The organism is Sutcliffiella horikoshii, from assembly GCF_021991925.1.
Lineage (GTDB): Bacteria > Bacillota > Bacilli > Bacillales > Bacillaceae_I > Sutcliffiella_A > Sutcliffiella_A horikoshii_F.
In genome coordinates this window covers 251665-275789 of the sequence record NZ_RXZI01000002.1, presented here as the reverse complement: position 1 = coordinate 275789, position 24125 = coordinate 251665, and the positions used below count along the sequence as shown (strand labels likewise).

At 45.2% G+C, this 24125-nt stretch carries 26 protein-coding genes; 2 read left to right on the top strand and 24 right to left on the bottom strand.

The window, feature by feature from the left end:
* Window positions 1-879: 879 nt before the first annotated feature.
* The 19 genes from EKQ44_RS06750 to EKQ44_RS06660 all read right to left on the bottom strand — a co-directional run bounded on the left by EKQ44_RS06750 (window position 880) and on the right by EKQ44_RS06660 (window position 17951).
* A complete protein-coding gene (locus EKQ44_RS06750; protein WP_237662797.1) occupies window positions 880-1281 on the bottom strand; it encodes a F0F1 ATP synthase subunit epsilon in 402 nt (133 codons plus the stop codon).
* A 25-nt stretch (window positions 1282-1306) separates the two neighbouring features.
* On the bottom strand, window positions 1307-2725 hold the full coding sequence (atpD, locus tag EKQ44_RS06745) for a F0F1 ATP synthase subunit beta (RefSeq protein ID WP_060664610.1): 1419 nt from the start codon (window positions 2723-2725) through the stop codon (window positions 1307-1309).
* Window positions 2726-2774: 49 nt separating this feature from the next.
* Window positions 2775-3635: a F0F1 ATP synthase subunit gamma gene (locus EKQ44_RS06740; protein ID WP_237662796.1), complete on the bottom strand. Its 861-nt coding sequence runs from the start codon at window positions 3633-3635 to the stop codon at window positions 2775-2777.
* Between the two features lie 113 nt (window positions 3636-3748).
* On the bottom strand, window positions 3749-5260 hold the full coding sequence (gene atpA, locus EKQ44_RS06735; RefSeq protein ID WP_237662795.1) for a F0F1 ATP synthase subunit alpha: 1512 nt from the start codon (window positions 5258-5260) through the stop codon (window positions 3749-3751).
* 18 nt (window positions 5261-5278) lie between these two features.
* A complete protein-coding gene (locus EKQ44_RS06730) occupies window positions 5279-5821 on the bottom strand; it encodes a F0F1 ATP synthase subunit delta (protein ID WP_237662794.1) in 543 nt (180 codons plus the stop codon).
* Window positions 5818-6363, bottom strand: a complete 546-nt coding sequence (gene atpF / locus EKQ44_RS06725; RefSeq protein ID WP_237662793.1) for a F0F1 ATP synthase subunit B — start codon at window positions 6361-6363, stop codon at window positions 5818-5820. Before atpF ends, EKQ44_RS06730 begins: the two co-directional genes overlap by 4 nt.
* A gap of 134 nt (window positions 6364-6497) precedes the next feature.
* Window positions 6498-6710, bottom strand: a complete 213-nt coding sequence (atpE, locus tag EKQ44_RS06720) for a F0F1 ATP synthase subunit C (RefSeq protein WP_010200387.1) — start codon at window positions 6708-6710, stop codon at window positions 6498-6500.
* Window positions 6711-6768: 58 nt separating this feature from the next.
* Window positions 6769-7521 carry a F0F1 ATP synthase subunit A gene (gene atpB / locus EKQ44_RS06715; protein WP_237663312.1) on the bottom strand — a complete coding sequence of 251 codons (753 nt, stop codon included), beginning with the start codon at window positions 7519-7521 and terminating at the stop codon, window positions 6769-6771.
* A gap of 2 nt (window positions 7522-7523) precedes the next feature.
* Window positions 7524-7910 (bottom strand): ATP synthase subunit I, encoded by a 387-nt coding sequence (locus EKQ44_RS06710; protein ID WP_237662792.1) that lies wholly within the window; start codon window positions 7908-7910, stop codon window positions 7524-7526.
* Between the two features lie 2 nt (window positions 7911-7912).
* Complete coding sequence (locus EKQ44_RS06705) at window positions 7913-8134, bottom strand: AtpZ/AtpI family protein (protein WP_063559278.1); 222 nt, start codon at window positions 8132-8134, stop codon at window positions 7913-7915.
* Between the two features lie 449 nt (window positions 8135-8583).
* Window positions 8584-10923, bottom strand: a complete 2340-nt coding sequence (locus tag EKQ44_RS06700; RefSeq protein WP_237662791.1) for a S8 family serine peptidase — start codon at window positions 10921-10923, stop codon at window positions 8584-8586.
* A gap of 284 nt (window positions 10924-11207) precedes the next feature.
* Entirely contained in the window at window positions 11208-11837 is a 630-nt protein-coding gene (gene upp, locus EKQ44_RS06695) for a uracil phosphoribosyltransferase (protein WP_237662790.1), read from the bottom strand.
* Between the two features lie 168 nt (window positions 11838-12005).
* Window positions 12006-13247: a serine hydroxymethyltransferase gene (locus EKQ44_RS06690; RefSeq protein ID WP_237662789.1), complete on the bottom strand. Its 1242-nt coding sequence runs from the start codon at window positions 13245-13247 to the stop codon at window positions 12006-12008.
* Window positions 13248-13483: 236 nt separating this feature from the next.
* Window positions 13484-14053 (bottom strand): TIGR01440 family protein, encoded by a 570-nt coding sequence (locus EKQ44_RS06685; protein ID WP_237662788.1) that lies wholly within the window; start codon window positions 14051-14053, stop codon window positions 13484-13486.
* A gap of 99 nt (window positions 14054-14152) precedes the next feature.
* Window positions 14153-14590, bottom strand: coding sequence for a ribose 5-phosphate isomerase B (gene rpiB / locus EKQ44_RS06680; protein ID WP_237662787.1), 438 nt, complete (start codon window positions 14588-14590; stop codon window positions 14153-14155).
* Window positions 14591-15105: 515 nt separating this feature from the next.
* On the bottom strand, window positions 15106-16395 hold the full coding sequence (locus EKQ44_RS06675) for a methyl-accepting chemotaxis protein (RefSeq protein WP_237662786.1): 1290 nt from the start codon (window positions 16393-16395) through the stop codon (window positions 15106-15108).
* Window positions 16396-16454: 59 nt separating this feature from the next.
* Window positions 16455-16883, bottom strand: coding sequence for a low molecular weight protein arginine phosphatase (locus EKQ44_RS06670; RefSeq protein WP_237662785.1), 429 nt, complete (start codon window positions 16881-16883; stop codon window positions 16455-16457).
* A gap of 140 nt (window positions 16884-17023) precedes the next feature.
* Window positions 17024-17302 carry a hypothetical protein gene (locus EKQ44_RS06665; protein WP_237662784.1) on the bottom strand — a complete coding sequence of 93 codons (279 nt, stop codon included), beginning with the start codon at window positions 17300-17302 and terminating at the stop codon, window positions 17024-17026.
* 94 nt (window positions 17303-17396) lie between these two features.
* Window positions 17397-17951 (bottom strand): manganese efflux pump MntP, encoded by a 555-nt coding sequence (locus EKQ44_RS06660; RefSeq protein ID WP_237662783.1) that lies wholly within the window; start codon window positions 17949-17951, stop codon window positions 17397-17399.
* Window positions 17952-18282: 331 nt separating this feature from the next.
* Here EKQ44_RS06660 and EKQ44_RS06655 point away from each other — a divergent pair, with 331 nt between their 5' ends.
* Window positions 18283-18609: a hypothetical protein gene (locus tag EKQ44_RS06655; protein WP_237662782.1), complete on the top strand. Its 327-nt coding sequence runs from the start codon at window positions 18283-18285 to the stop codon at window positions 18607-18609.
* A gap of 115 nt (window positions 18610-18724) precedes the next feature.
* On the opposite strand, the gene EKQ44_RS06650 is transcribed toward EKQ44_RS06655, so the two are convergent.
* From EKQ44_RS06650 to spoIIR, 3 genes are all read right to left on the bottom strand, one after another.
* A complete protein-coding gene (locus EKQ44_RS06650) occupies window positions 18725-19780 on the bottom strand; it encodes an L-threonylcarbamoyladenylate synthase (protein WP_237662781.1) in 1056 nt (351 codons plus the stop codon).
* A gap of 267 nt (window positions 19781-20047) precedes the next feature.
* On the bottom strand, window positions 20048-20488 hold the full coding sequence (locus tag EKQ44_RS06645; RefSeq protein WP_237662780.1) for a GNAT family N-acetyltransferase: 441 nt from the start codon (window positions 20486-20488) through the stop codon (window positions 20048-20050).
* Between the two features lie 66 nt (window positions 20489-20554).
* Window positions 20555-21250: a stage II sporulation protein R gene (spoIIR, locus tag EKQ44_RS06640; protein ID WP_237662779.1), complete on the bottom strand. Its 696-nt coding sequence runs from the start codon at window positions 21248-21250 to the stop codon at window positions 20555-20557.
* Between the two features lie 356 nt (window positions 21251-21606).
* Between spoIIR and EKQ44_RS06635 the strand changes: the two genes are divergently transcribed.
* Window positions 21607-21918 carry a hypothetical protein gene (locus EKQ44_RS06635; protein WP_237662778.1) on the top strand — a complete coding sequence of 104 codons (312 nt, stop codon included), beginning with the start codon at window positions 21607-21609 and terminating at the stop codon, window positions 21916-21918.
* 128 nt (window positions 21919-22046) lie between these two features.
* Here EKQ44_RS06635 and prmC read toward each other — a convergent pair whose 3' ends face one another.
* On the bottom strand, window positions 22047-22916 hold the full coding sequence (gene prmC / locus EKQ44_RS06630) for a peptide chain release factor N(5)-glutamine methyltransferase (RefSeq protein ID WP_237663311.1): 870 nt from the start codon (window positions 22914-22916) through the stop codon (window positions 22047-22049).
* An 8-nt stretch (window positions 22917-22924) separates the two neighbouring features.
* Entirely contained in the window at window positions 22925-23995 is a 1071-nt protein-coding gene (gene prfA, locus EKQ44_RS06625; protein ID WP_414491254.1) for a peptide chain release factor 1, read from the bottom strand.
* Window positions 23996-24125: the final 130 nt, after the last annotated feature.

The following is a 24125-nucleotide window of genomic DNA, read 5'->3' as shown; positions in this document are numbered from 1 at the left end:
CCCCCTCCGAAGTCTCTCAATCATTTTCAGACTGCTCACAATATTTAAAAATGTAACCGATAACAATTATATCAAATACCCATATCTGTGTCGACAGCAGATATCCTTATTATGGCTATTGTTTTTAGGGGGGCGAAGGGAATTGTTTTTGTTGAGTGGTGGGATTTTGTGGGTTGGAGGGTTGGAGGGTTGGGTGGTGAGAAGGAGATCTGGGGAGTTTTGGATACTTTTGGCGAGGTTGTGGTTTATCAACCAAGTTTTCGTTATATCAACCAATCTCAATCATTCGGTAGCTCTTTGGTTTTCTAAAAGAAGCAAATTAGGTTTTTGATTAAATTTTTTGTTTTGAAGAGCCTCAAGAAGACCACTTTATGCAAAATTCAAAAGAAAATTACCTTCTTTTCATAAAGTGCGTGCTTGGTTGCTTGATAGAATTATTAAGAACTGGGTATTCTGTGGGGTTTCACTTAAAAGTAGGTAATTAGGGATTATCGGATATCATGAAATATTGCGTTTTATCAGGAAAAAATGAAATATATCATGAAAAATCCAATTATATCCGGAAATCTGGGATTTTATCATGAAATTCTAAAATATATCATGAAATTCTAAAATATATCATGAAATTACCACAAATCGAGTCAACTCGATATCATCAGTCCCCTACCCTCAAAGTAACCATGCTTCCACCTTGCGTGCGGTCACTTTGCTTTAGCGCATCACCGCGGAGCGGGTCAGACCCCTTTTATCCCTTTAACACATCACCGCACAGCGGGTCAGACCCCCTTTAATCCTCTAAATCACAAAAACCCCCTCCCTCCAAAGCACGTCTGCTTTGGTGAGAGGGGGTTTTATCATTCTTATATGCACAGGGTATTGTTACCCTCTTTTGGCTACGTTGATGCGGTTGATTGCGCGTTGAAGGGCAAGTTCGGCACGGCGGTAGTCGATGTCGTCCTGTTTGGACTGTAGACGTTGCTCGGCGCGTTTTCTTGCTTCTTCTGCACGTGTAAGATCGATTTCCTCAGCTGCTTCTGCAGTTTGAGCAAGGATCGTTACTTTATCAGGACGCACTTCCAGGAAGCCTCCGTTTACTGCCACTTGTTCGGTTTTGCCGTCTTTTTTCATACGGACGCCGCCGATTTGAAGTGGAGCAACCATCGGGATATGTCCTGGTAGAACTCCGAGCTCACCGCTTTGAGCGCGGGCTACTACCATTTCTACGTCTGATTCATAAACCGGGCCATCGGGAGTAACTACGCTGACTTTTAATGTCTTCATTTCATTCCCTCCTAGGTCCCTTTAATTAAACTTCTACACCCATTTGCTTCGCTTTTTCCACAACTTCTTCGATGCGTCCAACTAGACGGAATGCATCCTCTGGAAGGTGGTCGTATTTGCCGTCAAGGATTTCTCTGAATCCTTTCACTGTTTCCTGAACAGGAACGTAAGAACCTTTTTGTCCAGTGAACTGCTCGGCTACGTGGAAGTTTTGAGATAAGAAGAACTGGATACGACGAGCACGGTGAACGGTTAATTTATCCTCATCCGTTAACTCATCCATACCTAAGATAGCAATGATATCTTGTAGTTCTTTGTAACGTTGTAAAGTGGATTGCACTTCACGTGCTACTGCATAGTGGTCGTCTCCAACTACTTCTGGTGCCAATGCACGGGAAGTGGAAGCTAGAGGGTCAACCGCTGGGTAGATACCCATCTCGGAAAGCTTACGCTCAAGGTTAGTTGTTGCATCCAAGTGAGCGAAAGTTGTTGCTGGAGCCGGATCCGTGTAGTCATCGGCAGGAACGTAGATCGCTTGGATAGACGTTACAGAACCTACAGATGTAGACGTGATACGCTCTTGTAATTGACCCATTTCAGTAGCAAGTGTCGGCTGGTAACCAACGGCAGATGGCATACGGCCTAGTAGGGCGGATACCTCAGAACCTGCTTGTGTGAAACGGAAGATGTTGTCCATGAAGAATAGAACGTCTTGTCCTTGGTCATCACGGAAGAACTCAGCCATTGTAAGACCTGTTAGTGCAACACGCATACGTGCCCCAGGCGGCTCGTTCATTTGTCCGAATACCATGGCAGTTTTCTTGATAACGCCAGAATCCGTCATCTCGTGGTAAAGGTCATTTCCTTCACGAGTACGCTCACCAACACCTGCGAATACGGAGATACCACCGTGCTCTTGTGCGATGTTGTTGATCAATTCTTGGATAAGAACCGTTTTACCTACACCGGCACCACCGAATAGACCGATCTTACCACCCTTGATGTAAGGAGCAAGTAAGTCTACTACTTTGATACCAGTTTCAAGGATTTCAACGTCTGTTGAAAGTTGTTCGAATGTAGGAGCTTGTCTGTGAATCGGATCACGACGAGAACCTGCTGGGATTGGAGCATCTAAGTCAATGTTTTCTCCTAGTACGTTGAAAACACGACCAAGTGTTACGTCCCCTACTGGTACAGAGATAGGGTGACCAGCATCTTCTACTTCCATGCCGCGAACGACACCGTCTGTAGAAGCCATAGCGATTGTACGCACTGTGTTGTCTCCAAGGTGAAGAGCAACCTCAAGCGTTAAAGTAATGTCTACTTCATTTCCGCTACGCGCTTTATGATTAATATGAAGAGCGTTGTATATTTCAGGAAGATGTCCGCTGTCGAATTTTACGTCGACAACTGGACCCATGATTTGAGTAACGCGACCTTTCATCGTATTCCCTCCTAACTTACTTTTGCAAAATTTTGATTCAGTAATCGTTCTATTCTAAAGCCGAAGCTCCCGCAGTGATCTCGGTGATCTCTTGTGTGATTGCTGCTTGACGGGCACGGTTGTAAGAAAGTGTAAGGCCTTGGATAAGCTCTTTTGCGTTATCTGTCGCACTTTGCATCGCTGTCATACGAGCAGCGTGCTCACTTGCTTTTGCATCTAGTAATGCACCGTAGATCAGGCTTTCCGCATATTGCGGTAGCAATACTTCAAGGATACCTTCTTGGGAAGGTTCGAACTCATAGGATGTAATCTTGTTGGTTGTAGGTGCAATGTCAGTAAGAGGAAGAAGCTTCTTCTCTGTTACTTCTTGGGAGATTGCACTTACGAAATGGTTGTAATACACGTATAACTCATCAAACGTTCCATCCGCGTACATGCTGACTGCACGATTCGCAATATCCTTGATGTCTGAGAAGGATACTTGGTCGCCTAGACCAGTAATTTCAGAGAATACAGGGACATTACGCTTTCTGAAAAAGTCGCGGCCGATTCGTCCGATGGCAATTACTGCGTATTCATCTTGAGACTTATGACGTTGTTGAACCGTCTGATGAACCGTACGTAAGATGTTACTGTTATAGGCACCTGCAAGACCACGGTCAGAGGAGATTACGATGTAGCCTGTACGTTTTACCGGACGGCTTTCTAGCATTGGATGCGATACATCGGTACTTCCCAGTGCGATACTTGCCACAACCTCTTGGATTTTATCCATGTAAGGATTGAAAGCTTTTGCATTGGATTCGGCACGATTCAGTTTCGATGCGGAAACCATCTGCATGGCTTTTGTGATTTGACTAGTCTTCTTCGTCGAGGTAATTCTCGTTTTAATGTCGCGTAATGATGCCAAAGGATCTCACCACCTTTTTAACCCTATTCAGAGCGGTTAGACACATGGAAAGGAGGAATCGAAGGTTGGTTCGGCTTCCTCCATCGCATGGTGTAACTCACTATGTCGATCTATTACTTTTCAGTAGCTACGAAAGTCTTTTTGAAAGCGTTAAGTGCTTCAGCCATTGTTTCGTCGCTTGGTAATCCTTTAGTTGTACGGATTTCTTCTAAAAGTTCTTTGCGGTTGTGCTCTAACCAAGTTAGCATTTCGTCTTCGAAACGAGTTACGTCTTGTACAGGAACATCATCGATGAAGCCTTTTGTAAGAGCGTAAAGGATCGCAACTTGCTTTTCTACTTTAAGTGGCTTGTTCAAGCCTTGCTTAAGTACTTCAACCGTACGAGCACCACGGTTAAGTTTTGCTTGAGTTGCTTTATCTAAGTCAGAACCGAATTGCGCGAACGCTTCTAGCTCACGGTAAGATGCAAGGTCAAGACGCAATGTACCTGATACCTTTTTCATCGCTTTGATTTGAGCGGATCCTCCAACACGAGATACGGAAAGACCAGCGTTGATCGCAGGACGAACACCGGAGAAGAATAGATCTGATTGTAAGAAAATTTGTCCATCTGTGATGGAGATAACGTTTGTCGGGATGTAGGCGGATACGTCACCAGCTTGCGTTTCGATGAACGGTAAAGCTGTCAAAGATCCAGCGCCTTTTGCATCACTAAGCTTCGCTGCACGCTCAAGTAAGCGGGAGTGAAGGTAGAATACGTCACCAGGATATGCTTCACGCCCTGGAGGACGTTTTAATAGCAGGGAAAGCTCACGGTATGCAGCAGCTTGCTTCGTTAAGTCATCATAGATAACTAGAACGTGCTTGCCGTTGTACATGAATTCTTCACCCATTGTTACTCCAGTGTAAGGTGCTAAGAATAGCATTGGAGCTGGTGCAGATGCAGATGCAGTTACTACGATTGTGTAATCAAGTGCACCGTGCTTACGAAGAGTTTCTACCACTCCACGAACGGTTGATTCTTTTTGACCGATGGCAACATAGATACACACCATGTCTTGGTCTTTTTGGTTAAGGATCGTATCGATCGCAACAGATGTTTTACCTGTTTGACGGTCTCCGATAATTAACTCACGTTGTCCACGTCCGATTGGTACAAGCGCATCGATCGCTTTGATACCTGTTTGAAGTGGCTCATGAACGGATTTACGATCCATAACACCAGGAGCTTGCGCTTCGATTGGACGAGTTCTGTTTGTTTCGATTGGACCTAAACCATCAACTGGTTGTCCTAATGCGTTTACTACACGGCCGATAAGTTGCTCACCTACCGGTACCTCCATGATACGGCCTGTACGACGAACTGCATCGCCTTCGCGGATTTCAGTATAAGGTCCTAAGATTACTATACCGACGTTGTTTTCCTCTAAGTTTTGGGCAAGACCCATAACTCCGTTAGAAAATTCAACTAGCTCTCCAGCCATGACGTTGTCGAGACCATGAGCACGAGCGATACCATCCCCAACTTGGATAACAGTACCAACATCGCTAACTTCGATTTCAGACTGATAATTTTCGATTTGCTTTTTTATCAGCGCACTAATTTCTTCAGCTTTGATGCTCATGAATTTCACCCCTATCTACTATCTATTCGTTGTAAGTTGACGTCCTAGACGTTCTAATTTTCCACTGACACTTCCATCAAAAATACGGTTGCCGATGCGGATCTTCACACCACCGATTAAAGATGGATCTACGATGTTGCTGATGTTAAGTGAAGCTTTTCCAACCTTCGCTGCGAAAACAGTGGAAAGTTGAGCCTGTTCTGCTTCAGATAATGCGCGAACAGAGTACACTTTCGCGTCTGCCACATTAAGGGCTTCATTGGAAAGTGCTTTGTACTCGTCAATCATATCTACTACGATACCTTGACGGTGACGGTCTATTAAAAGCTGTAACGTGTTTACGATAAATGGTGATGCAGAAGCAAATGCCTCACGGACGATTTGCTTTTTAGAGTCTTTGCGTACTTTCGGGTTGCTCAGAACAACATCAAGTTCCTTGTTGTTCAAGAACACCTTTTTTACTTCTGCAAGCTCCGCGTCAAACTGTGCATAAAGATTGTTTTCTTTTGCCAGTTCGAAAAGAGCTAATGCATAACGCTTTGCTACTCCGTTTTTGCTCATCGCACTTCGCCTACCTGTTTCACGTAATCATCGATAAGCTTTTGCTGATCTTTTTCGTTTAGTTCTTTTTCAATCACTTTAGAAGCGATCAATACGGACAAGGATGCAACCTGTTCACGCAAAGCAACAACTGCTTGCTCTTTTTCCTGAACGATTTCTTTTCTTGCCGCTTCTTTAAGGCGTGCAGATTCCTCTTGAGCAGCTCTTACGATATCTGCTTTTTGATCTTCTGCCACTTTTTTCGCGCTTTCCACTAAAGCCTGAGCTTCCGTGCGAGCTTCTTTTAATAGAGACTTCTGCTCTTCTACAAGAGCTTTCGCTTCTACATTGCTTTGTTCAGCAGCTGTAATTTCGTTCGCAATGTGATCTTCACGTTGCTTCATCATTCCAACAAGCTTATCCCAAGCAAATTTTCTAAGGAAATATAGTAAGATTAAAAATGTGATTAACTGGAATAGTGCATCTCCTAAAGTTAGGGATCCTGCACCAAGCACTAAGTGATCTAAGCTATACAATGCTTTCACTCCCTTCGAGGAATACATAAGAAAAGCACAAGCACCTAAAGGGCACCTTGGCTAGATTTTCGAAAAAATTGTTCATACTAAAGGAAAGGCGAAGGTTCTCGTGTGAGACGGACTTCGCCATTATGGAACCTAAGAATTATTCGGGCAGTTAATTAACCACCGATAACCATGAACGCGATAACTACTGCGATGATAGGAATCGCCTCAACTAGTGCAACCCCGATGAACATTGTAGTTTGAAGAGTGGATTTAAGCTCAGGTTGACGAGCGATCCCTTCTACTGTACGACTTACGATTAATCCGTTACCAATACCTGCTCCTAGTGCTGCTAAACCAATTGCAACTGCTGCTGCTATAAGACCCATTGATAATTTCCTCCTTATGTTTAAAAAAAGTTTTTTGTGGTTATTAAAAATTTATAAATTAATGGTCGTGACTCACTTTGTGTGCCATATAAACCATTGTTAACATGGTGAAGATAAATGCTTGGATGGTTCCAATGAAAATACTGAACGCTTGCCATACCAACATCGGTATGATTGCAACCGCTGTTCCAATGATTCCAGACATGAAGCCCATTTGATAACCGTTAACTGCTAGTCCAGCAAGCAATCCTAGCAAGATTTCCCCTGCGAAGATGTTACCGTAAAGACGCAGACCAAGCGTTAATGTGTTAGCAAATTCTTCAATGATCTTAAGTGGGAATAAGAACGCCATCGGTTTGAAGAAGTCCTTCCCGTATTGCTTGAAGCCTTTCATCTTAATCCCATAATAATGCGTCAATGCTACTACCATTGCCGCGAGACTAAGCGTAATAACAGGATCTGCTGTCGGCGATTTCCACCATAACGTATGGTCGTCACCAAGGATGATCGCAAATGGCAATCCGAGCATATTCGCGACAAATACATACATCATAATTGTCAGAGCTAATGCAAGGAATCTACCTCCTGTTTGCCAATCCATCGTACTGTTAATAATGCCTTTGGCGAAGTCCACCAACCATTCCATGAAGTTCTGGGCTCCGGTAGGTTTCAATGCCAATGTTCTTGTGCACAAGTATGCAATCAGGAACACAACTAAGGCTGTTATTATAGTCATCATAATATTTGACAAGTTGAAATGCAGGTCGTAACCGAACAAGTCAACCGTCCTAATTGGAGCACTGTGACCCAACACTACTCACCTCTCTTCCCCACTGCTTTAAAGAGTGTTACAAATGAATCTATGATAATGACAATATAGGATGTCATAATCCCTATGATGACGCCGTAGAGATTCAGAGTTTCCGGAAATCTCATAGCGATGACCACCCCTAGTACGGCTGCGGCCATTCTTGAAAAAGAACCTAGTGTGATAGCTTTCCGACCCTCGGCAACCGCTTCCGTGAACTTCTTCACTTTCGAATGCAACAGCCAATGGTTGTACACGCTTATCACTGTCCCCAGGATCAATCCTGCGAACCACTCTTGATGGGAGGTGAATCCCCATCCTATTACAAAAAAGGCAAGAAAAAATAAGAAATACTTCATATGCCTCATAAACTTTTCGGTTGATTCAGGCATATTCATGACTCTCCTGAGAAGAATTTTTGGACAAGGTATAATACTCCCATCACACCTGCTGCTAGTCCTAAAAGAAGTCCAATGATAAGGAACAATGGTTCTGTACCAATCTTGCCATCCAGCCATCTTCCTGCAAATAATCCAACTAAGGTGGGACCGACTAAGTAGGAAAGGATTCCGGACATCAAAGCCATTGCTTGGAATGGGCGGCGTTTATCTTCCATAGAAAACACCCCGTTTTACATGCGGTAAAAAGCTTGAGGTCTTGCTTATAAATCGATGCTAAATATGTATAAAATTGGTTTTTAAAAACCTATGAAAACCCTATCATTTTATACCCTTTGTAAGCATACAATAGCACTTTGTCAATGTCAATGTGTTCAAAGGAAAAATCGACAATCTTTTCGATGGTAAGATTTCTCTCTTTTTTCACCCTTCAACGATGCTTGAAACCGGCCGTGTTCCGCATTGAATTTTACCCAGAAAAAAACAGCCAAATGATGAACACTTTTCCTCATTCGGCTGTTGTATAACATTATTTTATCATATATGGCATAGAGTTTAAGTTTGTCGATTGTGAACATTATGTGACTATTCGCTCGTTTCAGGGCTAGTTGCTTGACACCTTTCGACAAAAATGTCCCTTAGGGGTATGATTGGTCGGCACGCTGCCTCACTCAAAGTAAAGGTCGGCTTCCACGGTGTCTTCCTTGTCGAGCTTCTTGGCAAAGACGACTGCTTTCACGAGCCCTTTCACTTTCACCCGGTCTGCGGGAATCTGGTTTTTATAGAGCCCGCGGGGAAGGTCCCGCTCCCAGTCAAGATAATCAATGAAACGGAGGGTATCCACTTCATAAAGCGCAATCCCCAACTCTTCCGCACCTTCCGGGAGATAGACTTCGTACTGGTACTCGCCTTCCTTGTCCCCGTAGCCGAACTGGAATCCCATGATCCGAGGATAATCCGGTTCTTCTATTATATAGAGGAAAGGCAAACGGATTTGTTGGCTGTTGGCGTTGACGACGACCTCTCCCTCATGCATGCCAGGCTTCTGCTGGTTTGGCGTAATGTCGAGGGTTATCTTCGTTTCGCGTTTTTCCTTCGGTTTTAGCGTGAAGGTGATCGGCGTCTTCCACTGGATGCCTTTTTGTTGTTTTGGCTGATCGAAGGAATAGGTAACTTCCCGGTCCGAGACATTCTCGACGGTGATCGGAATCTCCTTCTGCGTTCTGGTCTCTTTTTTCTCAAGCATCCCGAAGTTAAGGGAACCCGGATACACGAGGCTGTTCGTCTGGATGGCCTCCTCCAGCTGGATGCGTCCCGTTCCTTGTTCAAGGACAGAATAGCCGCTGCCGTCTTCTTTTATGAGCGGCTTGGTCGTATTCATCAAGGCGGCCTTCACCTGAGCAGGCGTCCAATCCGGATGGGCCTGTTTGATGAGCGCGCTGGCCCCTGCCACATGCGGTGCCGCCATGCTTGTCCCTTGAAGCGCGAGATACCCGTTTGGAATGGTGCTATCAATCGCCACACCTGGCGCGACGACATCAGGCTTGATCTCCCATGTATGTGTCACTGGCCCACGGGAGCTGAAACTCGCAATGTCGTCCTTGTGCCATTTGAAGGTGGTCTTTACCATCGAAAAGCTCCGTTTCAGATGCTTTTGTAAAAACTCCCCGTCCTCTTTCGAAATGGAAACCACAGGCATATCCATTTCCACTTCCAGGGTGCCTGTAAAATTCCCGTCCATATTGTTGTAAATCACCACGCCGGCCGCCCCGCGCAACCTTGCATGATGGGCTTTTTCCGAAAAGGGGATCTTCCCGCGTTCAAGCAGCACGATCTTCCCTTCCACCTTCTTTCCTTCCCAATCATCCTCTTCCCCAAGTCCCACATACACCATGGCCATTGGTTTCGTTGGAAAGTCCCAAGGCATGGACCCTTGTAACGGAAGCATTTCAATTTCCCTTCTTGAGAAAATTGGTTTCAGATGTGGAATGTGAAGTGGCGGCGTGGAAGCCCCGACAGAGATTGCCTCAGTGGACGTCCCCGGAGATCCGACCGTCCAAAGGTTCGGCCCGGAATTCCCGCTCGATGTGACCGCGACGACCCCATGTTCCACTGCTTTGTTCAGCGCAAGGCTTGTGGGCCAATCCGGTCCATTTATCGTGTTTCCAAGGGAAAGGTTTAGCACATCCACCTTGTCATGAATGGCCCTCTCGATCGCCGCAATCACATGCTCACTTGAACCATGTCCACCTGGACCAAGCACTCTGTAAGCAATCAATTCAGCATCGGGCGCCACGCCATGAAGGTGTCCATTCGCCCCGATGATCCCGGCGACATGTGTGCCATGGAGGGTAGGCATCCCCTGTGACCGCTTCGTTTCCATCGGATCCTCGTCCTCATCGACAAAATCATAACCACCACCGTAGTTGTTACGGAGGTCCGGATGCGTGTAATCGATACCCGTATCAATGATGCCGACTTTTACCCCTTTGCCGGTGAGGCGGTCCCCCTCCTTGTCATAAAAACGGCGCATCTCCTCTCCACCAATAAAAGGGACACTTTCATCAATGTGTTGAGTGTAATTGGTGACAGGGGAAACCTCCAGGATGCCGGGTTCCTTCTGCAGTTGTTCAAGGTCTTTGAGTGGCCCGTGGATGGCAAACCCTTTGAACACAGCGGTATAGGTACGCTTTATGGTTAGCTTGGGGTATTTTTGTTCAATGATCGTTTGGACTGCGTTTTGGCTATTGTCCTCCACAATTAAAATAACCGTTTGCTCCTGGTTGCCTGTTTTACTAGCAGGAAGAGGCGGCCTTTTTGGGTATTTTGTGGAGTCTGTATTTGCATTTGTTGTATGTAAAGAGTCGTTTGTTCTTGCGTTTGTCATTGGGGTGGTGGCTGCAGCAACTGTATTATTATTGGACAGCGGGCGTATTGTTTCAGTTAATGAAGCTGTCAGTAGCAGTATCGTAAGGCCCAAGCCTATTAAAATTTTACCTATTCTCACGTCCTTCACCTCTGCTAACTAGCATTTGTTATTAGGGTGGGATTATGCATGGGTTGATGTGTTTGATCTTAGGTTAATTGCGTGATAGAAATGTTTGAGGTAAATCAGGGGATGTAAGCAATAAAACAGGAAAGTATACAATAAATCAACTCAAATTAACGACAATCCATATATTACCTATAATTCAGGTGACAAAACGTAAATAAGCTGCCCAAAGATCAGACTTTGGACAGCTTATATTAAAAAAAGATTAATTTGTTAAAAGAATTTCAAGCTATAGATCGTTATTTTGTACCGTAAAGTCTGTCGCCAGCGTCGCCTAGGCCTGGGACGATATAGCCTTTTTCATTAAGCTTTTCATCAAGTGCGGCGATGTAGATATCAACATCCGGGTGCGCTTCTTTGATGACTTCCACACCTTCTGGAGCAGCGATCAGGCACATGAACTTGATGTTTTTCGCGCCGCGCTTTTTCAGGGAGTGGATCGCTTCCACGGCAGATCCGCCTGTTGCAAGCATAGGGTCCACAACGATGAAGTCGCGCTCTTCTACATCAGATGGTAATTTTACATAATATTCAACAGGTTGCAGCGTTTCAGGGTCGCGGTATAAGCCGACATGTCCAACTTTTGCAGCCGGGATCAACTTCAGCATCCCTTCCACCATGCCAAGGCCGGCACGAAGGATTGGAACGATTCCAAGCTTTTTACCTGCTAACACATTTGATTTTGAAACAGAAACTGGTGTTTCCACGTCCACTTCCTGTAGTGGAAGGTCACGGGTAATCTCGAATGCCATTAAGCTTGCCACTTCATCCACTAGTTCGCGGAATTCTTTTGTACCTGTATTTACATCGCGGATATATGTAAGTTTATGCTGAATTAACGGGTGATCAAATACGTACACTTTTGCCATTCGAAATCTCTCCTTTTTGTCATGTTAGATAGCGTCCGGCCTTCTCGTTCTAACGGGCCTGGCTCTCAAATCACACTTCCATTGATTCTACATAAAAAGCTTTCTTGATTCAAGTTATTTTGCACAAAAAAAGAGAGGTCTAACCTCAGACCTCTCCCATGAAAACCTTTATCCTAAAGAAGGATACAATTCATATTTTCCAGAAACTGCTTCCACGCGAGCTTTTGCTTCTTCCAGTTTCGCTTCATCTTCATGATTTTTCAGTGTGAAGGCGATGATGGACGCAATTTCATCCATGTCCTCCAACGTGAATCCACGGCTGGTAACTGCCGCTGTACCGATACGGATACCGCTTGTGACAAACGGGCTTTCCGGATCGAATGGGATGGTATTTTTGTTTACCGTGATCCCAACCTCATCCAACACTTTCTCCGCAATTTTCCCTGTGATGGACAAAGAGCGTACATCCACTAGCAATAGGTGGTTGTCCGTTCCGTCAGAAACGAGGGAAATGCCTTCGCCTTTTAATGCTTCTGCCAAACGTTTGGCATTGTCGATGATTTTTTGTGCATAGTCCTTGAAGGATGGTTGTAACGCTTCACCAAACGCTACCGCTTTTGCTGCGATCACATGCATCAGCGGGCCACCCTGAAGTCCAGGGAAAATGGACTTGTCAATTTTCTTCGCCCATTCTTCCTTACAAAGGATCATTCCGCCACGAGGTCCGCGCAACGTTTTATGCGTCGTGGTTGTGACAAAGTCAGCGTAAGGGACCGGGTTCGGGTGCAGACCAGCTGCAACAAGTCCGGCGATATGCGCCATATCCACCATTAAGTATGCTCCCACTTCGTCCGCGATTTCACGGAATTTCGCGAAGTCGATTTGACGAGGGTATGCACTTGCACCAGCAACGATCAACTTCGGCTTGTGCAGTCTTGCTTTTTCCGCTACATCTTCATAGTTAATAGTATGAGAGTCTTGGTCCACTCCATACTCCACAAAATTATATTGAATACCACTGAAGTTCACTGGGCTGCCGTGTGTTAAATGGCCACCATGGGAAAGGTTCATCCCAAGAACGGTGTCGCCCTGTTCTAGAATGGTAAAATAAACCGCCATGTTCGCTTGGGCGCCAGAGTGCGGCTGAACATTTGCATGCTCGGCTCCGAAAATTTCCTTCGCACGGTCGCGGGCAATGTTTTCTGCTACGTCCACGTGTTCACAACCACCATAATAACGACGGCCTGGATAACCTTCTGCATATTTATTCGTCAGTACAGATCCTTGAGCTTCCATTACAGCTTCGCTCACGAAGTTTTCAGAAGCAATCAACTCGATTTTCGAGCGTTGTCTTCCCAATTCATCCTGGATTGATTGAAACACTTGTTGATCCTGTTGCGCTAATTTCACTTTCGGAATCCCCCTTTGAGTATGAACATCAGATTTTGAAATGTTAAACAAAAACCAATATATTCGGCTTTTCAACCTTTACCTCCTTCATTTTATCACGCAACCAAAAAGATAGAAACAGAAAAGGAAGATTGATAGCGCTTACCTTTAAAAACTTTCGTGAAAAGAAAAAAAGAAAAAAAAGGGGTCAGACCCCTAAAGGATTTCCGCCCTTCACGTCGAAGGGCGAAAACCTTCTATTTTTTTGCTTCTTCAAGTGCTGCGATTTCGTAGATTGCTCTGGCGCCGCCGATGAGTTTGGGGCGGGTACGGGCGATGGTGATATGGGCGTTTCCGACGGATTTGACGGAGCTGCGCACTGGGACTGCGACGTGCTTGATGTGCATGCCGATCAAGGTGTCTCCGATGTCGATTCCTGCGTCCGCTTTAATATGCTCCACCATGACGGCATCTTCAAGCTGATGGTAGGCATATGATGCCATTGCGCCCCCCGCATGCCGGACCGGCACGACTGTCACCTCATCAAGCCCCCGTCTATCAGCTGTTTCCCGCTCCACCACTAACGATCGGTTCAGATGTTCACAGCATTGGAACGCAAGCTCGGCACCTGTTTTTGCACGAAACTCATTTAGCACAGCAAAAAGAGTTTCCGCCACTCCTTCCGTCCCTGCTGTACCGATTCTTTCCCCGATCACTTCACTTGTACTGCACCCTACAACCAAGATTTGTCCCTTCTTTAGCTGTGCCTGTTCCTGCAGATCTGCCAACACCTGTTGCAACTGCTCTCTCCACATATTATTCATCATTTCATTACCCCTCTTTTCAAAAAACGCCCATGAACATTGAGTACAAAGTAACTCTCACATCCATAGGCATTTTGTTATTTTTCAACTAAGTTAAGTCCATTAGCCTTCCAGCTGATGTAGTTTGTTCAGACGGTTCTCATGGCGGCCGCCTTCAAATTCTGTAGTCAGCCAGATTTTTGCGATTTCACGGGCCAGTCCCGGTCCAATCACACGCTCTCCCATTGCCAACACATTGCTGTCATTGTGCTCACGTGTCGCTTTTGCGCTGAACATATCATGCACAAGCGCACAACGGATTCCCTTTACTTTATTGGCCGCAATCGACATCCCAATGCCTGTTCCGCAAATCAGGATTCCGCGGTCATATTCGCCCTCCGCCACTTTTGTAGCCACTGGCTGTGCGTAGTCTGGGTAATCCACGGACGTTTCACACTCACATCCGAAGTCTTCAAACTCTATATTTAACTCTTCCAATAAACTTTTGATTTCTTCACGGATTTTCATTCCACCGTGGTCTGATGCAATAGCCACTCTCATGTTTTCATCCCCTGTCCGTTTGATGTTATATGTACATCTTACCCCCCAGCAGGGAAAAAATCCATTGTGTTGTTTATCATTTTAGTATCGTTCTGACCCCTTGTCTCTTTCCAGGTGTTCGCTTTCCGCTGGGCCGGGTTTGGGAATGATTGTTGGGCTGCTTTATTCATACTATAACTAGTGAGTTCTCCAAATGTCCGAAGATTTCAGGATTTTGACCGAAGTTTTCCGAAAGTTGTCCAAAGAATTTCGAAACTTGACCGAAGTTTTCAGATAATTGACCGAACCACAAAAATCATTGTCCGAACCTCACCGCTACTTTGTCCGAACATACCACTAAATGTACGGTTAAATGTCCGAAGTACGTAGAAAAGTGTCCGAACCGAATTTTCTTATCATAAAGCCCGCATTTTTTTAGGTATTTTTCCGTAGAATCTCCCCAAAATACAATCACAACTCAAAAAAACCCAGGCACCTTTTCAGCGGCGCCCGGGCTTTCCTTTATCATATAAAAACTACACCCTGAACTTCGCGATCATTCGTTTCAGGTTGCTTGCTTGTCCTGCAAGTTCTTGAGAGATTTTTTCCACATCTGCTATCATGCTTGCTTGGTCATGGGTTGTCGCGGTGACTTCCTCTGCACCGGCGGAGGTTTCTTCTGCGATCGCCGCTACTTCTTGTGATTGGCGTGCGGTCGTTTGGATGCTGTCCATTTGGCGGTCCACAAGGTTTGCGATCTGCTTGACGGAAGCTGCCACCTCCAATACGGAGTTGGTCATTTCCGCGATCACTTCGTTCGTGGCTGTTCCTTTTTCCGCTTCGACATTCGCGGCCTTTACTTGACCCGTGATTTGCGTGACGACATTTTTTACTTCTTCTTGGATGTTTTTGATAAGTTCGGAAATGCCTTGTACTGCCTTGGCGCTCTCATCTGCAAGGGATCGCACTTCCTCGGCAACTACGGCAAATCCACGGCCATGTTCACCGGCACGTGCCGCTTCGATAGAGGCATTCAATGCCAATAGATTCGTCTGACCCGCAATATCGCCGACAAGTGAAATGATGTTTTCTACTTCTTTTGCATTTTTCTCAAGACGCTCGACTGTCTTTAAGGATGTCTGGTTTTCACCGGCCAGCTTTTGGATGCCGGATACTAAAGAATGGATGACCTCTTTGCTTTCTTCGAGATCTTTTACCATTTCTTCTGAAAGTTGCTGGGAAGAGGTTGCTTTTTCATGGACTTCATCCGCGATCTTGATGACTTCTTCCACTGATTCCGCCGTGTCCTGAATGGCTGAAGCAGAGCTTTCGGCACCTTTGGCAATCTCTTCAATGGTCAAGGAGATGCTTTCCGCCTGCTCGGAGGCCTGCATGGACACTTCACTGATCTCTTCCACCTTCTCATTCGTTTTCTCAAACGTCTGGTTGATGGTTTTTACCATATCCCGCAAGTTATGTAGCATCAGGTTAAACGCAGTCCCGACCGCGCTGATCTCATCCCGCGAATTGGATACCGGCACATCTTCTGACAGATCTCCGTTTGCTGCTTTTTGTGCCACTGCCTCAAGCGACTGCAACGGTTTTGTGATATACCCCGCTGCGAAGAACGCCAGGATCCCAGACCAGACGATCCCAAGAATCAAGGTTAGGACGGTAAATAGGTTCGCCCCCATAATCCCATCCACATAATCGATTAAAAAATAAATGAAAAATCCACTCACCGTATAGGTGATGACCGCTAAGATCGTGGTAAACAACACGAGCTTGTAGCGCAAACCAAACTTATACTTCCCGTTTTCCCCCATCGTCGTTCCTCCTTCACGCAGGAACGCTTTCTCTTTTTACATCGCCCGCTGCATGAGTGCTATTTTATTTTTTTCCAAACTGATTCTATAACCTCTTGAAGCTCCTCGAATGTCTCGCGATATGTGGCCACAGAACCTCCGAATGGGTCTGATATCTCTCCCGGCTGTTCTACAAACCCTTTTAGTGTATGCGTCTTTCCCACACTTTGCGGATAACTGTTTTCCAATAGCATTTTATGCTGGGATGTCATCGTGAAAATATAGTCCGCCCACTCAACGAGTTCATTGGAAACTTGGGAGGAACGATGGTCCACCGGCAGGGATTTTTCCTTTAACACTTCCCTCGCCTGGCTTGAAGCCTCACTCCCCGGCATGGCAAACACACCAGCCGACCTCACCTCAACACCCTCTATATCACGCCCTGCCATAATAGCGGCAGCCATTGGACTCCGACACGTATTGCCTGTGCACACAAATAATATATTCATATCCTGACTCCTCCTTTTTCCTTATTATAGACAAAAAGAAAGAAGAAGAAATAGTTACAAAGACACTCTCCCTTCTTATGTCGGCATGATGCCTGAAATTTTTAAGCCTAAAACGAAAAAAAGACCTACAACAGGTCCTCTTACGTACCAAATAATAAAAACGGGAAAACAAGATATACAAGTGTCGTGGAAAACTTGAAAATATATACCGATTTCTGCTTCTTCAGCTGCACATCTTCCATTGCCAAGGCGAAGCTGATCACAGCCAGCAACCAGAACACTATCTTGAATTGCATCATATTGAACTCCACCAAAAAGTTGACTGCCAACAGACCAAGGATCAAAGCACTCCCGATTGCCTGTATGAAAAATACCGGCTTAACCCTTTTCGCATAAGCCTCTCTCCAATTGTTGACCAAGAGATCACCCGCTTTCTTTTTCTATACATTATTTTCTACACGGAGAACAAATATTCCTCCTAGTAAAAAAGTCCTGCGACAGAATTTTTCAGATTCAGGTGAAAAATAACAACTTGATCCCAAAGCCCAGCAGAATGCTCCCCCCAAGTGCCTCACTATAAGATCCAAGCCAGCCCTGCAGCTTTCTTCCAAATATTAGACCCATCCATGTCAGCAGCATGCTCACCGCACCGAATAACAGAATCGTCAACATCGTCCTCGCCCCGTAGATGCCAAGGCTCAGCCCAACGGAAAAGCTATCCAAGCTCACACTCAACGCAAAAATAAACAGGCCCGCACCGACCGGCGTGATCATCGGCCCGTCCTCTTTTTTAAAAGAAGAAAACATCATCTGCAGCCCGAGCATCACCAGCAACAAACCGCCAATGAGCGTCGCGATCGAACCGAATTCCTGCGACAGCACTTTCCCGATCACCATCCCGCCAAGCGGCATCACAATATGAAAAACCCCGATTGTAACTCCTATGTAAAAGATCTGCCTGAGCCTCAGCTTGATCATGCCCATCCCAAGCCCAACCGAAAAAGCGTCCATCCCAAGTGCTATTGCCATCAATAAAAGTGTCATGAATTCCCCAACCATGATCGTCATGCTCCGCCCCCCTGGACTTGTCTACTTCAAGATATGCACAAGCCATCCGGATTAGAATGGGAAATTGAGCGACACATGGAGTGGCCGCTTTTGCAATACAAACAGGACACTGATCCTTTCCCCTACAAAAAAAGGAACCTACTAATTCCTAGTAATCAGTCAGTTCCACATTGTGGAGAAATCTATATAAATTGGCAATAACTTTTTTCATACTCCCAGTTGGGTTCTTTATATACATTCACACATTTTTATGTTTCTAGTCGCCTGAATTATACAACCTTGTCCATTATGAATATATATAAAAAGTAATAAATAAAGGAGGTGAGATTAAATGCCTTGTATAAGAAATGATTTAGCTCAACCAGTTTGTTTAACCCTTATCTACAATGTTTTTTCTGGAGCAATTATATCCTCTAATGTTGAATGCAATGAGTGTGCTCTAGAGACAGATTTTGATTTTGAAACTAAAAACCTTACCATAAGAGTACCTTTAATAACGGAAGGCATTCTTACAATTAATGATAATTTCCAAGCGAGTTGCGTTACAAAAAATATTACTTTACCATCTAGTCAAAGCACACAGCAGAATTCATTATTGAAAAATAAGAATAAAAATGAATTAGAGTCAAGGGCTTCAACACCGAAATTGTTCCGGTAATTAAATAGTTGGAGAAATAAAAACAACGCCAGAAAATGTTCTTCTGAGCGTTGTTTGCTTTTAAGTTAGTTTGTGCATTTATTAATGAGATAAAGTGCATTTAGAATGTCCTTGGTTATTCTTTAATAACTTTGTGACCAGCCGCTTTTTCCAGACGGTTCATGATTGCAGTGCCCATTCCTGTTTTTGAAAACGTCTCACTGAAAATGATATCTACGTCTGTTGAATTGAACGCTCGCAGTGCATCATAAAGTCGCGCGGCCACAGTGGTTAAGTCCGCTTGTGTACCACATGCGATGCTAGTAAGCTCCTTAATTCCAGCAGCTTTAAGAATCGTCTCTTCCGTTGCAAGGAAACCTACTTTTTTGCCTTCATTTTGAGCTTTGATGATAGTCTCTTCCAGGAACTGCTGACTGCCCTCAACCAAAAACACAGGCGCTACCGGCGCGTAGTGGGTATATTTCATCCCCGGTGATTTCGGTTTGCTTGTGGATGATTCTGTGAGCAGTGCTGGATCAACGTCCACCTTACCCACAACCCCTTCCAGCTGTTCCTTTGTGACCCCGCCCGGACGTAAAATAACCGGTATTTCTGTTGTACAATCCACAACTGTGGATTCGAGACCGACACCTGTTGCTCCTCCATCCACAATTCCAGCTATTTTATCCGTTAAATCCTCAGCCACATGTGCAGCAGTAGTAGGGCTCGGCTTACCGGACAAGTTGGCGCTCGGAGCAGCCAGCGGCAGACCAGAAACCTCCATCAACGCCCGTGCTACCGGGTGATCCGGCATCCGGACCGCAAGTGTATCAAGGCCAGCCGTCACATATTGAGACACCCCTTCCTTTTTAGGAAGAACCAGTGTCAACGGCCCAGGCCAGAAAGCGTCCATTAACTTATGGGCAGTCTGCGTCAAGTTATCCACAAGTCCTGTCAGTTGCTCTTGTTTCGTTATATGCACAATCAATGGGTTGTCACTTGGACGTCCCTTCGCTTCAAAAATCTTTAATACAGCTTGATCGGACAAGGCATTCGCACCAAGTCCATATACCGTCTCCGTTGGGAATGCCACCACTTCCCCCTGCTCTAAAAGGTCAGCAGCCTGCTTGATCTGTGGATAACTATGTTTAATCGGATTCTCTTTATCCACAGCCCATAATTTCGTATTCATAAATAATCCCTCATTCTACAATCTATTAACATGTGAATATGTAAGGTTTTTCTCCTGAAAGTATAAAGAACTTCCACAAATAACACAAGCCTTATCCACAAACTGTGGATAAAGCCTGTCCATTCCGTGGATAACTTTGTGGATTTAAAGATAAAAAGGGGTTTTAAAAAGGGTCTGACCCGCTGTGCGTTAATGCGTTAGCTTGATGAAAGGGGTCTGACCCGCTATACGTTAATGCGTTAGCTTGATGAAAGGGGTCTGACCCCTTTAAAGTTCACATACCATCAAGGTGCAGTCCGCTTGTTGGGTGATTTCAGCAAAGAAGTCGGATTCGAGCATGGTTGGTGGTGCTGTGTGTATAGGTTGTGGATAGAAGTTGAGCAGTTCGAAAAATTGTATGAAGTTGTTTTTGTTGGTAACTAGGTAGAGCTGCTCAAGCCCCTTTTTTCTTGCGTGCTGTTGGGTGTGCTCGAACATCTGCAACAGCTGAAACTGTTTGACAGCCGGCCCGATGACGAGAGATCTCAACAACCCTGCTTTTCCGTACGTTTCTATTCCTATTGTTCCACAAATACCCTCATTCTCTTCTTCCAGAATGATAAAATCTTCTATTTTATCTTCCAAACCAGCCACATGTATATTGGCTCTTCGTAAAAACACCAGTAATGCCCAAAGGTCGTCCTGTGTTGCAGACCGTAATATTTTCATACTTTTTCACCTCATCTAGTAATTTTTCTATTACTACTCTATTGAGATAGGTGAAAAAGTAGAACCTTATCCGGCAATTTTATTCCATAGAGAAGATAGAAGTTCTACTAGGAAGAACTGTACTTCTACTTCTTCTGGTTCCTCGTCCACGATAAATTCTTGTGTACTTTCTGCAGCAGCATCTGCTTTAACTGTAGTTGCAACCGTCGTCACTTCCGCTGTCTCCTCTTCTTCAAAAGGACTTGCTGTTGCCTCTCCATTTGAAAAGTCCAAGAAACATAATGGAGGGAATAGCACGCACCACCAGTTGGCTCCCGTGCCTTTTCCAAGAGTAATCAAGATTGCCTCATAATCCCCAGCAGGATAAATGAATTTGCCGTACATTTTTGTTGGAAAGTCCACTCTGCCAAAATCGACGTTATAGGACTGAACCATGCCTTCTTCCGCCATAACTTCTTCTACGATCTGTTCGATCTCATCCATGTTGCCAGTGATCACTTCGCGAGCATTCTCCATCGAAGTCAATCCTTCCACCCAAACCGTGATCTCTTCGTTTACACGGTCACGAATCTTCCGTTTCAACTCCTGATCCTGCTCGTTATCACTGTTGGCCAGGATGCGAAGCCTGATCGCCTCATCCGGAATCACCATCGCACCATTCTTCACGTCCGCTCCAGCCGTCGCCTGCTCTCCCAAAAGCGAAAGATAAGCCCCCACAAAAAGTAATACTATATATAAAGTAATTTTATTTTTCTTCAACATATCCCCCAACTCCCCTCTAGCAAACAGTCTAGGCAAAAACCAAAAATCCTAAACTACTAAAATGCAAAAAGTTGAGAGATAAAACTAAAAAAATTTAAAAAAGGGGTCAGACCCCTGAAGGAATTCCCTCGCCCATGTCGAACGCGGAATCCAGTGGGATGACGGGATTGATGATGTCGAAAAATAAGGGGTCAGACCCTCAAAGGATTTTTCCCTTCCACGTCGAAACCCCATTCACCAGTTCACTGGTTTTGGTAGTTTGCTAGTTTGGAGGTTTTAAGGGTGGTGGGAGCGGGTATATGAATAGGACGTGTTAGTTTAGATTTTATGTATTTTTGGAAAGGAAGAATAGCTTTATGAGATCGTTTACTTGCAACATTGAAGCATTTCGCATTGGAGAAATGAAGGGTGCGTTCAATCACATCAGCATTCCTATCGTTTTCGAAATTCTGGTAGGCGGCAGATGGATGACGGGTAAAGCATTTTACCATCACTACCATCGCTCCATCTCTTATGATTCGAACCTGTCCCAGTTGATAAATTTGTGCACAGCGGAAAAAAAGGAAGAAATCCGCCAAGCTTTTGTGAAGTTCGTTGAAGAAAAAACAAATAGAGGCCTGACACTTGCCAGACCCCAGCAGGAAGACGGAGCTATGATGGAAGCATAAATCTGGGGCGTAAAAACCCAAACGCTTCCGCCGACCGATAAACAACCACACCTTGCCCAATCCAGCCGCAGCAAGGTGCAGCTCCCTTCTTCTATTCACTTGAACCTACTCAGACAACCTATCTTCACTTAGCCTATCTCAGCAAATACCATCCGATCTTTTCCGTTGATGTCCAGCACAACCTCCACCGTCGCATGAGGAAATGTCTTTTCCAGCAACCCTTTCACGTCTTCACCTTGTCCCATGCCTACTTCAAACGCCACAATTGCGCGCTCTTTCAGCACTTTTGGAAGCTCGTCCATGAAACGCTCATAGAATTCCAAGCCTGACACGCCGCCGACCAATGCGCGGTAAGGTTCGAAATCCTTCACGACCGTTGATAACCCCTCGTATTCTTTTTGCGGAATATAGGGTGGATTGGAAACGACCACATCCACCTTGATATCCTGTTCGATGAATGGAAGCAGCAAGTCACCTTGAAGAAACTCTACATCAGCCTCCAATGCTTCCGCATTATCTATCGCCACTTCGAGGGATTCACCGGCGATATCTGTTGCCTTTACCGAAAGGCGACTATTTTCCAGCGCCAATGTGATCGCAATGGCACCACTACCTGTCCCGACATCCACAACGCTCAATTTTTCAGCATCAGCTTCAAAACCAGCACCAAAGTGCTTTTTCACCCGGTCCAACACGCCGACGACAAGCTCTTCTGTTTCCGGCCTTGGAATCAATACTTCTTCACTAACAAAAAAGCTGCGGCCGTAGAAATCCTCTTTTCCCATCAAGTACTGCACTGGAATTCCAGCTACATGTTTATGCACATTGAAAATGAAAGAGCTTTGCATCTCCATCGGCATCATTTCTTGCATTCTACTAAAAAGCTGGGCACGATCCAGTTTCATATGGTGTCGCAACAACAATTCTCCCGCATTTTCGTCGCGATCGTTCTTTTTTAAAAAAGAAGAAGCCCAGTTCAGGGCTTCGTACACCTTCATGGCCTTCATCATTTCTCCATCTGTTCCATTCTTAGCGCTTGGTCTTCCATGATCAGTGCGTCAATGACTTCTTGAAGCTTTCCTTGAAGGATCTGATCAAGTTTTTGAATGGTCAGGCCGATACGGTGATCGGTTACACGATTTTGCGGGAAGTTGTACGTACGAATTCGCTCGGAGCGGTCACCGGTACCTACCGCCTGCTTACGGTTCGCATCATATTCAGCTTGTACTTCGCGTTGGAACTTATCGTACACACGGGCACGAAGGACTTTCATCGCTTTTTCTTTATTCTTGATCTGTGATTTTTCGTCTTGACAGGAAACCACCGTGTTTGTCGGGATATGTGTCAGACGAACGGCAGACATCGTCGTGTTAACGGATTGTCCACCTGGCCCACTCGATGCGAATGTATCTACGCGGATATCCTTGTCATGGATTTCGATTTCAACTTCTTCCGCCTCAGGCAATACAGCAACCGTCGCAGTTGAAGTGTGAATCCGTCCGCCAGATTCCGTTTCCGGAACACGTTGCACACGGTGTGCGCCATTTTCAAATTTAAGCTTGGAGTATGCCCCTTTACCAGAGATCATGAAAATGATCTCCTTGTAGCCGCCGACCCCTGTGGACGCCGCTTCCATCACTTCTGTTTTCCAGCCTTGAGCCTCGGCATATCGGCTGTACATGCGGTATAGATCGCCTGCAAACAACGCCGCCTCATCTCCACCCGCTGCTCCGCGGATCTCCATGATTACGTTCTTGTCGTCGTTCGGATCTTTTGGCAAAAGAAGAATATGTAGGCGCTCTGCCAAGCTTTCCTGTTGCTCTTCAAGCTCAGAAATCTCCTCTTTCACCATCTCGCGCATATCGGCATCCAATTTATCTTCAAGCATCGCTTTCGCATCGTCCAACTGTTCTTTGACAGCCTTGTACTCACGGTATGCTTCCACCGTCTCCTGAATATCGGACTGCTCTTTTGAGTACTCGCGCAGCTTTTTCGTATCGCTGATGACTTCCGGATCACTCAATAGCTCCGTCAATTTCTCATAACGCATCTCTACTGCCTGCAAACGATCAAACACGTGCATTCACCTCTATAATGTATACAGAACAATTCTGTAATTATTTTTATATCTACAACATTCTAATTATAGTATACGTTAAGTAGTGCGTCAAAACCATCATCGCCGGAACTGGCTGGAAGTCCCACCT

Coding starts and splice junctions, on each gene's coding strand:
- EKQ44_RS06750 (WP_237662797.1), bottom strand. CDS start 1,281: ATGAAGACATTAAAAGTCAGCGTAGTTACTCCCGATGGCCCGGTTTAT.
- atpD (WP_060664610.1), bottom strand. CDS start 2,725: ATGAAAGGTCGCGTTACTCAAATCATGGGTCCAGTTGTCGACGTAAAA.
- atpA (WP_237662795.1), bottom strand. CDS start 5,260: ATGAGCATCAAAGCTGAAGAAATTAGTGCGCTGATAAAAAAGCAAATC.
- EKQ44_RS06730 (WP_237662794.1), bottom strand. CDS start 5,821: ATGAGCAAAAACGGAGTAGCAAAGCGTTATGCATTAGCTCTTTTCGAA.
- atpF (WP_237662793.1), bottom strand. CDS start 6,363: ATGTATTCCTCGAAGGGAGTGAAAGCATTGTATAGCTTAGATCACTTA.
- atpE (WP_010200387.1), bottom strand. CDS start 6,710: ATGGGTCTTATAGCAGCAGCAGTTGCAATTGGTTTAGCAGCACTAGGA.
- EKQ44_RS06710 (WP_237662792.1), bottom strand. CDS start 7,910: ATGCCTGAATCAACCGAAAAGTTTATGAGGCATATGAAGTATTTCTTA.
- EKQ44_RS06705 (WP_063559278.1), bottom strand. CDS start 8,134: ATGGAAGATAAACGCCGCCCATTCCAAGCAATGGCTTTGATGTCCGGA.
- upp (WP_237662790.1), bottom strand. CDS start 11,837: ATGGCAAAAGTGTACGTATTTGATCACCCGTTAATTCAGCATAAACTT.
- EKQ44_RS06685 (WP_237662788.1), bottom strand. CDS start 14,053: ATGATGAATAATATGTGGAGAGAGCAGTTGCAACAGGTGTTGGCAGAT.
- rpiB (WP_237662787.1), bottom strand. CDS start 14,590: ATGAGAGTGGCTATTGCATCAGACCACGGTGGAATGAAAATCCGTGAA.
- EKQ44_RS06675 (WP_237662786.1), bottom strand. CDS start 16,395: ATGGGGGAAAACGGGAAGTATAAGTTTGGTTTGCGCTACAAGCTCGTG.
- EKQ44_RS06670 (WP_237662785.1), bottom strand. CDS start 16,883: ATGAATATATTATTTGTGTGCACAGGCAATACGTGTCGGAGTCCAATG.
- EKQ44_RS06660 (WP_237662783.1), bottom strand. CDS start 17,951: ATGACGATCATGGTTGGGGAATTCATGACACTTTTATTGATGGCAATA.
- EKQ44_RS06655 (WP_237662782.1), top strand. CDS start 18,283: ATGCCTTGTATAAGAAATGATTTAGCTCAACCAGTTTGTTTAACCCTT.
- EKQ44_RS06650 (WP_237662781.1), bottom strand. CDS start 19,780: ATGAATACGAAATTATGGGCTGTGGATAAAGAGAATCCGATTAAACAT.
- EKQ44_RS06645 (WP_237662780.1), bottom strand. CDS start 20,488: ATGAAAATATTACGGTCTGCAACACAGGACGACCTTTGGGCATTACTG.
- spoIIR (WP_237662779.1), bottom strand. CDS start 21,250: ATGTTGAAGAAAAATAAAATTACTTTATATATAGTATTACTTTTTGTG.
- EKQ44_RS06635 (WP_237662778.1), top strand. CDS start 21,607: ATGAGATCGTTTACTTGCAACATTGAAGCATTTCGCATTGGAGAAATG.
- prmC (WP_237663311.1), bottom strand. CDS start 22,916: ATGAAGGTGTACGAAGCCCTGAACTGGGCTTCTTCTTTTTTAAAAAAG.